Below are 14,134 nucleotides of genomic sequence, written 5' to 3'. Positions count from 1 at the left end.
ATTGGGATTTATAGATGTTTATAACTCGTGTTAGTGTTCGTCATCCTGTTTTTACAGCAATGTTAATGTTGGCGATAGTGGTAATAGGTTTGGTTAGTTATTCACGCTTAGCGTTGAATGATACTCCATCTATAGATATACCTATAGTGGTTATTAGTACTCAATTACCAGGAGCGTCACCTGAGGTTGTTGCAGACACAATTACTAATCCAATAGAGCGGGTAGTTAGTAGTATTGCAGGAATAAAGGAGATTTATTCTACTTCTTCTATTGGTTCATCTATGGTTATTGTGCAATTTAACTTAAATGTGAGTTCTAATGAGGCTTTTTTTGAGGTTCAGCAAAAGGTTAGCGGTTTACAAGCTTCTTTTCCTACTAGCACTAGGCCGTCCAGGATTGTAAAAGCTGATATTAATGCTTTACCTATAATTTCTATATCTTTGTTTTCTCCTACTTTAAGTTTATCTGATCTGACTTCGGTTGCTGAAAATACTGTAGTTACTAGTTTAGGATCTGTTGAAGGTGTAGCGCAGGCTACGGTTAAAGGCGGAGCTAAACGACAAATTACTATAACCCCTGATTTGCAAAAAATGCAGGCTTATAATATTTCACCATCACAGATAACTCAAGTTATTAGCGCAAATAATAAAGACCGCACTTTAGCTACTTTAGATGATGGTCGTTATATGAGTTTAGTAGTTTTAAATGGAAAAATACATAAAGTTGAGGAGTTTGGTAACCTTATTGTGGATATTGAAGGGGGTACTCCTGTATTCTTAAAAGATATTGCAACCATAGTTGATGGAGCTGGTGAGAAAAAGTCTATAGTTACTTATAATGGTCAGAATACTGTTTCTATTGAAGTAGTGAAAATGCAAACTGCTAATACTGTTAGCGTTGCTGATAATGTAAAACGAATGTTGAAGTCAATAGAAGCAGACTTAAAAGATAGAGGGGTAAGTTATATTATCTCGGAAGATAGATCAAAAAGTATTAGAGATTCCGTTGATAATGTAAAAAATATGTTAATTGAAGGAGCACTTCTAACTGTTGTTATAGTATTTTTATTCTTAAATTCTTGGCGCTCTACTATTATTACAGGTATAACTTTACCTGTTTCTGTTATCGGTACTTTTGCTGCTATTCATTTTTTAGGTTTTACTTTAAATCAAATGACCTTGTTAGGATTATCTCTTTCTATCGGTATTTTAATCGATGATGCGATAGTGGTTAGAGAAAATATTACTAGACATTTGCACATGGGTAAAAGTCATTTGATAGCAGCCATTGATGGTACAACAGAAATTGGTCTTGCGGTTTTAGCTACTACTTTATCAATTGTTGCGGTATTTTTTCCTGTGGCTTTTATGGATGGTATTATTGGAAGGTATTTTTTTGAATTTGGGATGACTATAGTTGTAGCGGTTTTGATATCTTTATTTGTCTCCTTTACTCTTGATCCTATGCTTTCTAGTGTTTGGAAAGATCCTGCGATTCAACCTAATGCCAAACGTAATTTTCTAACTCGTCAAATAGATAAATTTGATAATTTTTTTCATAAAATTTCTATAGGATATGGTTCTGTTATCGCTTGGAGTTTAAAGCATAGATTAAAAGTATTATTTTTCACGATAGCTATTTTTATTCTTAGTTTATTCTTGGTAGGAAAAGTAACTAAAGAATTTATTCCATCTGGTAATGCCTCACAAATTCAGGTCAAAGTATCGGTAGATAAAGGTTCATCTTTAGAGTATGTTAATTTAAAGGTTCGTCAAGCTGAAGCGGCTTTAAAAAATATAGAAGATATTGAAAGTGTAGTTGCTATATCTAGCGCCTCTTTATCGGCGTCTAATCAAGGTAGTTTGCGTATTAATCTGAAACCCGTAGAGGTTCGTAAAAATAATACCGATAAAATAATTAAAGATATTAGAGCTAATTTAAATAAAATAGTCGGTGCTCGTTTTAGGGTAAGAGTTCCCGCTATGATTCAAAGTAGAGCAGGCAGTGGATCTGGCAGCTATAAAAATATAGTTTCTTTTAGTATTGTTGGTATTTCTAATAAAGGTGTGGTTGAGGCTGCAAAAGATATTGCTAAAATATTAAAAAGGGATCCACGAGTAAAAGATATTACTTCTGATTTATATAATACAGTTCCTTATGTGAGTTTACGGTTGAAACAGCCAATTGCGACTGATTTAGGTATTTCTGTTAATAATTTATCTTCGGTGGTTAATTCTTTATTTTCAGGAGTAATTAGTGGTTTGTGGGAAGCTCCTGATGGTGAAGGGTATGATGTAGTTCTGCAGCTACCTAAATCTGAGCGTAAAAGTCTAGACCAATTACATGAGATTCTCATACCCTCAGGCAAAAAAGGCTCTGATGGTGCGGCGTTAACCGTAGCTGTCGGTGAAGTTGTTAACACAACAGCGTCTTATCAACCCTCAAGTATATCGCATGAAAATAGGATTAGAAATCTTGATATGTCTTTCTCAGTAGAAGGAATATCTACTACTGATTATTTATTAGAATTAGAGGAAAAATTAAAAAAGGTTAATTTCCAACCCGGTGTTAAAATTAAATATGGTGGTGATGCAGAAGATCTAGAAGAAAGTGTATCTTCAGCTATTGAGGCATTTTATTTAATAGTTATATTGTTATACTTGATTCTTGCTTCTCAGTTCGGTTCCTTTATACAGCCTTTCTCCATAATGGTAGCTCTACCCTTGTCTTTAATAGGTGTAGTATTAGGTCTATTGGTTATGGGGTCTAGTATAAATATGTTATCTATTATAGGATTTTTATTGCTTATGGGTTTAGTGACAAAAAATTCTATTTTATTGATAGATTATTCTAATAAGTTGCGTAGCGATGGAGTTGAATTAAATGAAAGTTTAATAGCCGCTGGTAAAGTGAGATTTCGTCCTATTATTATGACTAGTATGGCGATGATTTTAGGAATGACGCCGATAGCTATAGGAGGAGGTGAAGGTGGTGATATTATCGCTCCTATGGCACATGCGGTTATAGGTGGTTTAATATCTTCTACTCTATTGACGCTATTGGTTGTACCTGTTATTATCACCTATTTTGATAAATTCGAGCGTTTCCTTATGCGGATATCTCCTTTTGAGGTAGATCATGAAGGTATAAAAAATTTAGATAAAAAAAACGATTAATAGGTGAATGATGTCTGATGATGGTTTTATCCGAGAAGTGAATGAAGAGTTGCGCAAAGACAAAATTATTAGTTTTTGGCATCGTTATGCTATTTATATTGTGTTTTTTGTAGGGTTAATTATCTTTGCGGCTGCTGTTCATCAAAGTTATAAATATTTTCAATTGCAAAAAGCAGAAAAATCAAGTGAATTATTGCTAGTAATGTCTGATGCTACTGAGATCACTCCTGAGTTTTTAGTGCAATTACAACAAATAAAAGATTATAAAATTGGAGCATATCCTACTTTAGCAAATTTTAAATATGCTGCTTTATTAATAGCTAATAATGATAAAAAAACGGCTTTGAATATATTTGAAAATATTCTTGCAGATACATCTATAAGTCCTATGTTAAGAAATATTGCTAGAGTTAATGCTGGTTATTTGCTTTTAGATGATGCTACTTATGATGAAATACATGACAAAGTCGGTGATTTAGCCGTCGTAGGTAATCCATTAGAATTTTTAGCTATAGAATTGTTAGCTTATGCTGCTTATTTTAATGGTGATTATAAACAGGCTTATGATTTATTTAAGCAAATAGTAGATTTAAATTCAGAGGATCCAGATTTAACAAATCGTGCTGGACTAATGTTGATGCAGTTATCTTCAACAAATAAATAGGTTAAAAATGTCATTTAAGGTCGCTATTATTGGTCGCCCAAATGTTGGTAAATCAACATTATTTAATAAATTAGTGGGTCGTAGATTGGCGATAGTTGATGATACCCCTGGAGTAACTCGTGATAGACGTGAGCATGAAGCCCGTTTACATGGTTTAGATTTTACCGTTATTGATACAGCGGGGTTAGAAACAGGAGTAATAACCAGTTTACCAGGTCGTATGCGTATGCAAACGCAAATTGCAGTAGAGGAAGCAGATATTTTATTATTTGTTTTTGATACGCGTTCTGGTATTACGGCTGCTGATGAAGAATTTGCTAATAGTTTGCGTGGATGTAATAAACCAATAATATTGGTAGGCAATAAGTCAGAATCTAGATTTGCAACTACAAATTTATATGAGGGATGGAGACTTGGTTTAGGGGAGCCGGTGCTAATTTCTGCTGAACATGGTTTAGGATTAGTTGATTTGCGTGATGCTTTGCTTAATGTTATGAATAATATATCTAAGCAAAATACTAACTCTGTAGCTGAAAATACAGTTTCTGCATCTGATACCACTTCTGTTAATATAGATGACGGTGAGAGAATATTAGACGCTGCGGATAATCATCATTCTGATCTTAACAAACCATTACATGTAGCTATAGTTGGTCGTCCTAATGTTGGTAAATCTACGTTGATAAATAATATTATTGGAGAAGATAGATTATTAACCGGCTGTGAGGCTGGCTTAACTCGTGATTCGATTTCAGTTGATTGGACGTGGCGTGGGCGTAAAATTAAGTTATTTGATACAGCTGGCTTAAGACGTAAGGCTAAAGTTGATAAAAAATTAGAGAAATTATCAGTAGCAGATACTTTGAGAGCAATTAAATTTGCAGAAGTGGTTGTTATTATATTAGATTCTACTATGCCTCTTGATAAGCAGGATATGCAAATTATTGATTTAGTGATTAGAGAAGGGCGTGTGCCAATAGTAGCTTTTAATAAATGGGATCTCATTGAAGAGCCGAATTTACTTTTAAGTGACTTATATGAAAGATTAGAGCGGTTGTTACCGCAAGTTAAGGGTATTCGTGCTGTTCCAATTTCTGGTGTGCAGGGTAAAAATATATCGAAATTAATGGAGAATATCTTTTTATCTTATAAGGTTTGGAATGAACGTATATCAACCGGAAAATTAAATCGTTGGTTAGAAAAAGTTACTGCCGCACATCCGCCTCCAGCCGTATCGGGTCGTAGGTTGAAGGTGAAATATATTACTCAAGTTAAATCTCGTCCACCTTCATTTGTTTTGTCTTGTTCTCGACCAGAGGCTATGCCGCAATCATATGTTAGATATTTAATGAATCGTTTAGGTGAAGATTTTAATATTTTAGGGGTTCCTATTCGAATTTCATTGCATTCTTCTATTAATCCTTATGCCCATAAGGCAAGGAAAACCTAATTGATGGATTTTAATATATGAAAAAAAATAAACTAACCTCAACTACTAAGTTAACTGAAGATAAAAATTTATCAGATCGGTTAGATAAATTAGAAAAAAATATTTCTGAATTTGAAAAAGAAGCAGATAAAAAATATAAATTTAATAAAAAATCTGAGAAAAAATCTTCATTAGCTGGTATATCATTTGGTTTGCGCTTATTAAGTGAATTTATTTCGGCTATTTTGGTTGGACTTGCTTTAGGATGGGCGTTCGATGTTTTTTTTAATAGTGCTCCTTGGGGAATGTTTTTTTTCTTATTTTTAGGTTTTTTTGCAGGGATATTTAATATTTTACGTATAATAAATAATATTTCTACTTCCTTTTCTGCGTTAAATAAGTTAGATAAGGATAAAGATATAGATATAAAATAAATTACTTAATTTTATTAGTTTGAATATTAATATTAAATGGGGTTACCAGGTGGCACAAGATCCAGTACATCAGTTTGAAGTTTATAAGTTAGCTTCGTTAAAAGTAGGTGGTGTGGACTTATCTTTTACTAATGTTTCGGCTTATATGTTTTTAACTGTAATATTGACTAGCGGTCTGATTTATTTATTTTCTCGTTCAGGTCGCTTAATTCCTACAAGGTGGCAATCTTTAGCTGAAATACCTTACGAATTTGTAGAGAATTTACTAAGGGAATCGGTAGGTTCTCGTGGTAGGGTTTTTTTACCTTTAATTTTTTCTTTATTTATGTTTATATTGATAGCTAATCTTTTAGGTATGTTCCCGTATTTTTATACAATAACAAGTCAGATTATAGTTACTTTTGCTTTAGCTATGTTAGTTATATTGACAGTTGTTATATATGGTATTACCAAACATGGCTGGCGGTTCTTACGTTTATTTGTGCCGCGTGGGGTGCCAATAGCTATATTACCGTTAATTAGTTGTATTGAGGTGGTTTCATTTTTGTCACGTCCGATAAGTTTATCAGTTCGTTTATTTGCAAATATGTTAGCTGGTCATATAACTTTAAAGGTCTTTGCTGGTTTTATTGTCTCTTTATCCGCATTGGGTTTTTGGGGAATTGGAGGTGCAATTCTTCCTCTGATAATGACAGTAGCTATTACCGCATTAGAGGTTTTAGTTGCTTTCTTGCAAGCGTATGTATTTACCGTATTAGCTTGTATGTATCTAAATGATGCAGTTCATCCAGAACATTAATAGTAACAATTAATTTATTCATTGAAGGAGAATAATTATGGAAGCTGAAGCAGCAAAATATATAGGTGCAGGTTTAGCCTGTTTAGGTATGGCTGGGACCGCTTTAGGTTTAGGCAATATATTTGGTAGTTATTTATCAGGTGCTTTACGTAATCCATCTGCCGCTGACAGTCAATTTGGTCGTTTGGTTTTTGGTTTTGCTGTTACTGAAGCATTGGGTATTTTCTCATTGCTTATTGCTTTATTACTTTTATTTGCAGTTTAATAATATAGACCATTGAAAGTTATAACTTTCAATGGTCTTCATTCATTAGGAAAACCCCTATGTTAGATGCAGAGATAGTAAAAAATAATCAATCTGTAAAATATAGTCAAAATTTATCGTTAGATAATTTGTCTATAAAATCTGATAATTCAATTGTTATAGCCAAAATGAACGAAACTACAGAAATATCTACATTATTATCTTATAATAATTCCTCAGCTAAGATGATGAATAATGAAGTGGTGAAAACTCACGAAAATAGAGCTTTTCCTCCTTTTGATTCAAGCTATTTCGTATCACATATATTTTGGTTGATAATTAGTTTTGGATTATTTTATCTTTTTATTTCTCGATTGTTATTACCACGGTTAACTTCTATTATTGCTAATCGTAGAAAATTGATTGAAGATGATCTTAATTTAGCAGCTGAAAATAAAGAGAAAGTTGATGAGTTAATAAAAAATTATCAGAAATCATTGGAAGAAGCTAAAATAGAAGCTAGGGAAATAGCAACTGATTCGCTTTTAAAGGCTAGATTAGAAGTTCAGGAGAAAAGGCAAATAATTGAAAGAAAAGTTAAAAATACTTTGACTGAAGGGCTAAACTTATTAGATCAAAATAAACAACAGGCTCTTACCAATGTTAAAGGTATGGTAGCAGATATTTCTACTGATATAATAGATAAGTTAATAGGATCTAATAAAATTAGTAACGAAAAAATATCTTCTGTTATAGAAAAATTGAAAGTAGGAGAAAAAATATGATCGATGCTAGTTTATGGTCATTGATAGCTCTTATTTTATTCATAATTATGCTGATTTTTTTGGGTGTTCCAAAAGCTATAAAATGCTTTTTAGATGATAGAGCGAAACGTATTGCTAGTGATTTAAATGAAGCTCAACGTTTGAAACAAGAAGCGAATGAGTTATTAGAAACATATAAAGCTCAGAGTGAAAAAGCGAAGCAAGAAGCGGAAGAGTTAATTGCTTATGCTCGTAGTGAGGCTGCTAGAATTGTTACTGAGGCAGAAGTAGAAATGGAGCAATATTTAGCAAAATCTATGCAGTTAGCAAAGAATAAGATTGAGTATGCTGAAATGGAAGCCTGTAAAGAAGTAAGAAATTTAGTAATAAAATTATCTGGAAAGGTAGCAGAAGATATTTTATCTACAGAAGTAAATAATAATGTACAAAAAAATATCTTACAACAATCCATTCAAGATATTAAAACGTTAGTTAAATAAATTTGATATTATAATATATAGGTGTAAATATGGCAATTGAGCGTACTTTTTCTATGATAAAACCAGATGCTACCCGTCGTAACTTGATAGGTGCTATAACAAAGCAATTAGAAGAATCAGATTTAACTGTAATAGCTTCAAAACGTGTCTGGATAAGTGAAAAACAAGCAGCTGAATTTTATGCTGTTCATTCTGAAAGACCATTCTTTCAAGAATTAATTGATAGTATGACAGCAGGCCCTACTATTGTACAAGTTCTTGAAGGTGAAAATGCTATTGCTAAGACGAGAGAAGTAATAGGCGCTACTAATCCAGCGGAAGCAGCAGAAGGAACTATCCGTAAAAAATTCGCTTTGTCTGTAGGTGAGAATTCTGTGCATGCTTCTGATTCTCCAGAAACTGCAAAAATAGAAATTGCTTATTGGTTTGCAGGCGTAGAATTACTTAGATAATTATTTTTATAATTAATACAGCTTTTTCTGATATTAACATTATTTGATAACCATAGTTATATTATTTTCTATGGTTATTTTTTTATTTTATCAATTGATCTTAAGCTTTGTTTAAATAACTCCAGCCAGTTATTAGAGTAAATAAATGATTATCTATAATAAGAATAATTTTGTTTAGATGTTCTTTAGCTAGAATTTTATTCTAATTAATATATTTTGTTAATGGTAGTTATATCTGATAACCATAGTTATTATTATACTATGATTATAGTTATTCTTCATTAATCGAGCTTAGGCTTTGTTTAGATAACTCTAGACCGTGATTAGAGTAAATAAATGGTTATCTATAATAAGAATAATTTTGTTTAGCTGTTTTTAGCTGGAATTTTATTCTAATTAATATATTTTGCTAACGTTAGTTATATCTGATAACCATAGTTATTATTATACTATGATTATAGTTATTCTTCATTAATCGAGCTTAGGCTTTGTTTAGATAACTCTAGACCGTGATTAGAGTAAATAAATGGTTATCTATAATAAGAATAATTTTGTTTAGCTGTTTTTAGCTGGAATTTTATTCTAATTAATATATTTTGCTAACGTTAGTTATATCTGATAACCATAGTTATTATTATACTATGATTATAGTTATTCTTCATTAATCGAGCTTAGGCTTTGTTTAGATAACTCTAGACCGTGATTAGAGTAAATAAATGGTTATCTATAATAAGAATAATTTTGTTTAGCTGTTTTTAGCTGGAATTTTATTCTAATTAATATATATTTTGCTAACGTTAGTTATATCTGATAACCATAGTTATTATTATACTATAATTATAGTTATTCTTCATTAATCGAGCTTAGACTTTGTTTTAAATAACTCCAGCCAGTTATTAGAGTAAATAAAGCAGCTACCCATAATAATGTTAAACCTATTGTTAAAAATATATTTTTTTCATTAAAAATTACATCTAGATTTAATAAACTATCACCAGTAGGACCTATTAATAGGCATCCTATGGCTATCATTTGTATAGTGGTTTTATATTTTGCTAAGTTAGATACTGGTATATTTATATGAATATCACTTAGATATTCTCTTAATCCTGATACTAGGATTTCTCTGCATAGGATAATTATTGCGGCCCATAAACTCCAGCCTGCGATAGTACCGTTAGCAGCTAATAATAACAGTGCGCTGACAATTATTAATTTGTCAGCTATAGGATCAAAAATACGACCAATGTTAGAGGTTTGTTTCCAAATACGTGCTAAATAACCATCTAAGAAATCAGTTACACAAGCGAAAGCAAAAATAATCAAACTTAGCAGTCTTGCTGTGTCAGTAGTTTGCAACTTGCCTTCTAAAAAATAACATGCTACAAATAAAGGAACTATCACTATTCGTAGGTAAGTTAGAATATTTGGTAATGAGTAGGTATTTTTTGCCATAAAATTTTTTGTCCTAATAAATTACATTTATTACTATTTATAACAATTCTGTGGAAACGACAAGAGTAAATTCGCGCGCCGTTATTTTTTTTGAAACCAATCATGAATTAATTTAGCCGTAGTTTTGGATATAAAATTGACTTTCTGAAGATCTTCTATTGCGGCTTTAGCTATAGCTTTAGTCGTACCAAAATGTTCTAATAGAGCTTTTTTTCTTTTTGCACCTATTCCTTTTATTTCATCTAAGGGGTTTTGAAGGGCAAATATTTTCCTTTTATTTTTTTGAGTTTCTATAGCAAATCTATGCGCTTCGTCTCTTAGTCTCTGAATAAAAAACAAAGTAGGATCATTATGCGGTAGGGTAAAAGGCTCTTTACTTTCCATGAAAAATTTTTCTCTGCCAGCATTCCTATGTTTTCCTTTAGCTATAGCTATAACAGTTAATTGTTGTTTGATTTTAAATTCTTCTAATACTGATAATACTGCATTTAATTGGGTTTTTCCGCCATCTATTAGCAGTACATCAGGTATTTCATCATTTTTATTATTTAATAAAGATTTTATTCTGCGTGATAAGACTTCTTTCATCATAGCTAGGTCATCACCAGGTTTCATATCAGTTGATTTTATATTATATTTTCTATATTGATTTTTAATAAAACCTTCTTTACCAGCTACGACCATCACTCCTACTGGATGACTACCAGAAAAATGTGAATTATCGTAAATTTCTATCCTTTTAATTTCTTGTTTGATATTAAATATTTTTGCAAAAGAATTAAGTAGCTCGTGTTGAATTATATCTTGTGATAATTTTCTATTTAACGCCTCTTCTGCATTTTTTTTACATTGTTCAACTATATCTTGTTTACTGCCCCTTATTGGACAATTGATAGTAACTTTTTTACCTTTTTGAAGTGTTAAAGCTTGCTCAATAAGATCATTCTCATGTGGAAGATCAGATATTAAAATTTCTTTAGGGATATATTTATCACTATAAAATTGCGTGATAAAGTCTGTTAATATATATTTAGATGGTATTTCTTGATCTGCTTTAGGAAAATAACTTCTATTGCCCCAATTTTGTTCTAGTCTAAAAAAGAATATTTGTATGCAAATATGTCCTGATTTTTCTGCTAATACTATTACATCAGTGTCATGTAGATTTTTGATATTTATTTTCTGATGCGATTGAATATGAGATAGAGCTGCTAATCTATCTCTATATAAGGCTGCTGTTTCATATTGTTTATTTTCTGCTGCTATTAGCATAGCTTTTGATAAATCTTCTTGAATTTTTTGGCTTTTTCCAGCTAATACGGCAGTAGCTTCTTGCACTAGCTTATTATAATTTTCATCTGATATCTTGTCATCACAAGGTGCTGAACATCTTTTGATTTGATATAATAAACATGGACGCTTACGGGTTTTGAAAATCGCGTCATTACAAGTCCTTAATAAAAAGGCTTTCTGCAACATTAATATAGTTTGGTTTACAGCGCTAACGGAAGCAAAAGGCCCATAATATTTACCATTTTTAGATTTGCTACCTCTGTGTTTGAAAATGCCGGGGTAGTTATGAATATTATTAATAAATATATATGGAAATGATTTATCATCTCTTAATAAAAAATTATATTTAGGTTGTAACTGTTTAATTAAATTAGCTTCTAGTAATAATGCTTCCGTTTCAGTATTGGTAATAATAAATTCCATATGATAAGTTTCAGATATCATATTATTTATGCGTTTTGTGTTTCTTACTGGAGAAGTATAATTTTGCACTCTTTTTTTTAGTTGTCGAGCTTTACCTACGTATAATACTTCAGATTTTTTATTAAGCATACGATAAACACCAGCAGCTAAAGGTAAATGTTTAACGCATTCAGCAATAATTTGATATCCAGTTAAATTTTTATGCTTATGGCTTTTTTCAAAGCTATTTTCTACTTGTTCCCATTTTATTTTGCTTAAGTATTTTTGGTTAAAGAGATTTTCTGCCTCATTATACTGATTGTAAGGAAATCCAGCAATTTCATCAGAGTTATTTTTATTATCAGATTCATTCATATTAATAAGTATTTTTTAGATAAGTTATAGATATTTTTTTGGTTACAGTTTGAGATAATAAATTTTCTAATAATGGGGTTAATTTTTTGATATCATCAGCTAAATTATAAGGAGGATTAATAACTATCATACCACATCCATCTAATTTGGGGGTAGAGGAAGGTGTAATATTACAGATTTCCAATTTCAGGGTTTCAGGTAATTCTAAACTCTTTAGCATTTTTGTAAATTCATTAACCATTTTGTAATTTTTAATAGGATACCAAATTGCATATACACCATGACGGAATTTCCTTAAAGCTTGTTTAAGTCCATCAATGATAACGTCAAATTCATTCTTTTGTTCAAAGGGTGGATCAATCAAAATAAGCCCTCTTTTTTCTTTAGGTGGTAAATGACCTTTTAAAGCAAGCCATCCATCTAAAAGAATAGTTTTAGTTTGATAATCATTAGCAAAAAGTTTTTTTAATTTTTTAAAGTCTTCAGGATGTAGTTCAATGGCGGATAATCTATCTTGAGGGCGCATTAATTTTCTACTGATTAGTGGAGATCCAGGATAAAATTGTAATTTCTCCTCTTCATTAACTGATTTAATAACATCTAACCATGGAGTTAATAGCTCCATTTCCTGATCAGTTAGTGCAGGTAAATTAGGGAGAAACATACCAATACCTTGTTTCCATTCTTGTGTTTTTTGCGATAATTCACTGGTTAAATTATATAACGCAGGGCCTGAATGTGTATCTAAAATACGAAAAGCGGTTGCTTTACGTTGTAGATAAATAATAATGCGGGTCAGAATGATATGTTTAAATATATCAGCAAAATTTCCTGCATGATAAATATGGCGATAATTCATTTATACTCTCTAATAATAAATAATTGTATAATTTTAGTTAAATAGGTATAATGTTTATAGCTATAGGAGTTGTTATAATGCAAGGTTTAAGTTTTTCGCAACTATTAATTATATTATTAGTATTTTTATTGCTATTTGGAGGACGTCGTATAACTAGTCTGATGACAGATTTAGCAAAAGGAATTAAAGTTTTTAGGCAAACTATGGAAGAAAAACCAGCCGAATTGAATGATGAACCTGACAATAAGAAATAATGTTTAATTTTTCTATGGCAAAAATAATATTAATTACGGCATTAATATTATTTTTAGTTAGATCAGATGACTTACCTGTTATTATGCGATCTTTAGCACGTTTTATTCAATATGTGCGTTTTTATCGTTTGAAGATTAATAATTATTTCAATAACTTTGTAAATGATATTGAAATACAAACGATGAATCATCTGGCAAAAGAAAATGGAATAACTATAAATAACGAAGAAGCTAATCATAACTTATGTTTAGAAAATAATCCAACTTCTTTTAATAATTCATGGCAAAATTATAATAAATATCTAACAGAGATAAAATATCGGTTAATCTATTTTATCGTAACTTTTGTGTTAATTTTTTGCCTCTGTTTTTTTTATGCTAATAATCTTATTAATATTTTACTTTTTCCTTTTGAAACAGCTTATCTTACTTATAGTCAAACTTCTCTCAATGTAGCAGCGAGGTTAATATATCTTGCTCCATTTGAATATTTAATAAATCAGTTAAATGTATCTTTTGCCGTTGCTTTGGTTATTTCTTTACCTTTTTTTATCTGGCATGTAGCTAATTTTTTATCTCCTGCTTTATATGTTAATGAAAAATTTTTTTGTTTAGTTTTTGCGGTGGCTTCGATAATTTTATTTATTGTTGGAGGCTTAATCGTATATTTCATCTTAATGCCAGCGGTGATATTTTTAGCATTAAATATGCAACAATTAGATGGAAGCACGGTAAATATTGAGTATTTAGCGAATGTTTCGAGCTATATAGATTTATTGTTACGGATGATAGTGGTTTTTGGTTTAATTTTTCAATTACCTATCATCTTGCTATTATTAATAGTTAAAGGTATACTTACAGTTAATTCTTTAGTAAAATTACGTAAGTATGTAATTCTAGTAATTTTTATTGTTGCTGCTATTGTGACACCACCTGATTTAATTAGCCAAATAACATTAGCACTGCCAGCTATATTACTTTATGAAATTACTATTTTAATTGCTAAAAGATTTAAAAAATAATAATTAGGTGAG

General features: G+C 30.8%; 14 protein-coding genes. 11 read left to right on the top strand and 3 right to left on the bottom strand.

From position 1 onward, the window contains the following. Positions 1–14: 14 nt before the first annotated feature. The 9 genes from AB6T46_RS06175 to ndk are packed head-to-tail and all read left to right on the top strand — an operon-like array spanning position 15 to position 8,462. On the top strand, positions 15–3,176 hold the full coding sequence (locus AB6T46_RS06175; protein ID WP_370931270.1) for an efflux RND transporter permease subunit: 3,162 nt from the start codon (positions 15–17) through the stop codon (positions 3,174–3,176). A gap of 10 nt (positions 3,177–3,186) precedes the next feature. Beyond that, on the top strand, positions 3,187–3,840 hold the full coding sequence (locus AB6T46_RS06170; RefSeq protein WP_370931269.1) for a tetratricopeptide repeat protein: 654 nt from the start codon (positions 3,187–3,189) through the stop codon (positions 3,838–3,840). A gap of 7 nt (positions 3,841–3,847) precedes the next feature. Then, on the top strand, positions 3,848–5,290 hold the full coding sequence (der, locus tag AB6T46_RS06165) for a ribosome biogenesis GTPase Der (protein ID WP_370931268.1): 1,443 nt from the start codon (positions 3,848–3,850) through the stop codon (positions 5,288–5,290). A gap of 17 nt (positions 5,291–5,307) precedes the next feature. Continuing rightward, on the top strand, positions 5,308–5,703 hold the full coding sequence (locus AB6T46_RS06160) for an AtpZ/AtpI family protein (RefSeq protein ID WP_370931267.1): 396 nt from the start codon (positions 5,308–5,310) through the stop codon (positions 5,701–5,703). 49 nt (positions 5,704–5,752) lie between these two features. After that, entirely contained in the window at positions 5,753–6,502 is a 750-nt protein-coding gene (locus AB6T46_RS06155; RefSeq protein ID WP_370931266.1) for a F0F1 ATP synthase subunit A, read from the top strand. A 37-nt stretch (positions 6,503–6,539) separates the two neighbouring features. After that, complete coding sequence (locus tag AB6T46_RS06150; protein WP_037161651.1) at positions 6,540–6,767, top strand: F0F1 ATP synthase subunit C; 228 nt, start codon at positions 6,540–6,542, stop codon at positions 6,765–6,767. A gap of 59 nt (positions 6,768–6,826) precedes the next feature. Then, the gene (locus AB6T46_RS06145; RefSeq protein ID WP_370931265.1) at positions 6,827–7,531 is read left to right on the top strand and encodes a hypothetical protein; all 705 of its coding nucleotides are present in this window, start codon (positions 6,827–6,829) and stop codon (positions 7,529–7,531) included. Continuing rightward, positions 7,528–8,010 (top strand): hypothetical protein, encoded by a 483-nt coding sequence (locus AB6T46_RS06140; protein ID WP_370931264.1) that lies wholly within the window; start codon positions 7,528–7,530, stop codon positions 8,008–8,010. Before AB6T46_RS06145 ends, AB6T46_RS06140 begins: the two co-directional genes overlap by 4 nt. Positions 8,011–8,039: 29 nt before the next feature. Beyond that, positions 8,040–8,462 (top strand): nucleoside-diphosphate kinase, encoded by a 423-nt coding sequence (gene ndk / locus AB6T46_RS06135; protein ID WP_370931263.1) that lies wholly within the window; start codon positions 8,040–8,042, stop codon positions 8,460–8,462. 843 nt (positions 8,463–9,305) lie between these two features. Here the strand turns inward: ndk and pgsA are convergent. The 3 genes from pgsA to AB6T46_RS06120 all read right to left on the bottom strand — a co-directional run bounded on the left by pgsA (position 9,306) and on the right by AB6T46_RS06120 (position 12,846). Continuing rightward, positions 9,306–9,917 (bottom strand): CDP-diacylglycerol--glycerol-3-phosphate 3-phosphatidyltransferase, encoded by a 612-nt coding sequence (gene pgsA / locus AB6T46_RS06130; RefSeq protein ID WP_370931262.1) that lies wholly within the window; start codon positions 9,915–9,917, stop codon positions 9,306–9,308. An 81-nt stretch (positions 9,918–9,998) separates the two neighbouring features. Then, the gene (gene uvrC, locus AB6T46_RS06125; protein WP_370931261.1) at positions 9,999–11,987 is read right to left on the bottom strand and encodes an excinuclease ABC subunit UvrC; all 1,989 of its coding nucleotides are present in this window, start codon (positions 11,985–11,987) and stop codon (positions 9,999–10,001) included. Between the two features lies 1 nt (position 11,988). Further along, the gene (locus tag AB6T46_RS06120; RefSeq protein WP_370931260.1) at positions 11,989–12,846 is read right to left on the bottom strand and encodes a 23S rRNA (adenine(2030)-N(6))-methyltransferase RlmJ; all 858 of its coding nucleotides are present in this window, start codon (positions 12,844–12,846) and stop codon (positions 11,989–11,991) included. A 77-nt stretch (positions 12,847–12,923) separates the two neighbouring features. Here AB6T46_RS06120 and AB6T46_RS06115 point away from each other — a divergent pair, with 77 nt between their 5' ends. Next, the gene (locus tag AB6T46_RS06115) at positions 12,924–13,100 is read left to right on the top strand and encodes a twin-arginine translocase TatA/TatE family subunit (RefSeq protein WP_370931259.1); all 177 of its coding nucleotides are present in this window, start codon (positions 12,924–12,926) and stop codon (positions 13,098–13,100) included. Further along, complete coding sequence (gene tatC, locus AB6T46_RS06110) at positions 13,100–14,122, top strand: twin-arginine translocase subunit TatC (protein WP_370931258.1); 1,023 nt, start codon at positions 13,100–13,102, stop codon at positions 14,120–14,122. Before AB6T46_RS06115 ends, tatC begins: the two co-directional genes overlap by 1 nt. Positions 14,123–14,134: the final 12 nt, after the last annotated feature.

It is taken from the genome of Bartonella sp. DGB1 (assembly GCF_041345015.1).
In the GTDB taxonomy this organism is placed as follows: Bacteria; Pseudomonadota; Alphaproteobacteria; order Rhizobiales; family Rhizobiaceae; genus DGB1.
The sequence above is the reverse complement of the archived record's forward strand: the minus strand, read 5'-3'. Positions and strand labels throughout refer to the sequence as shown.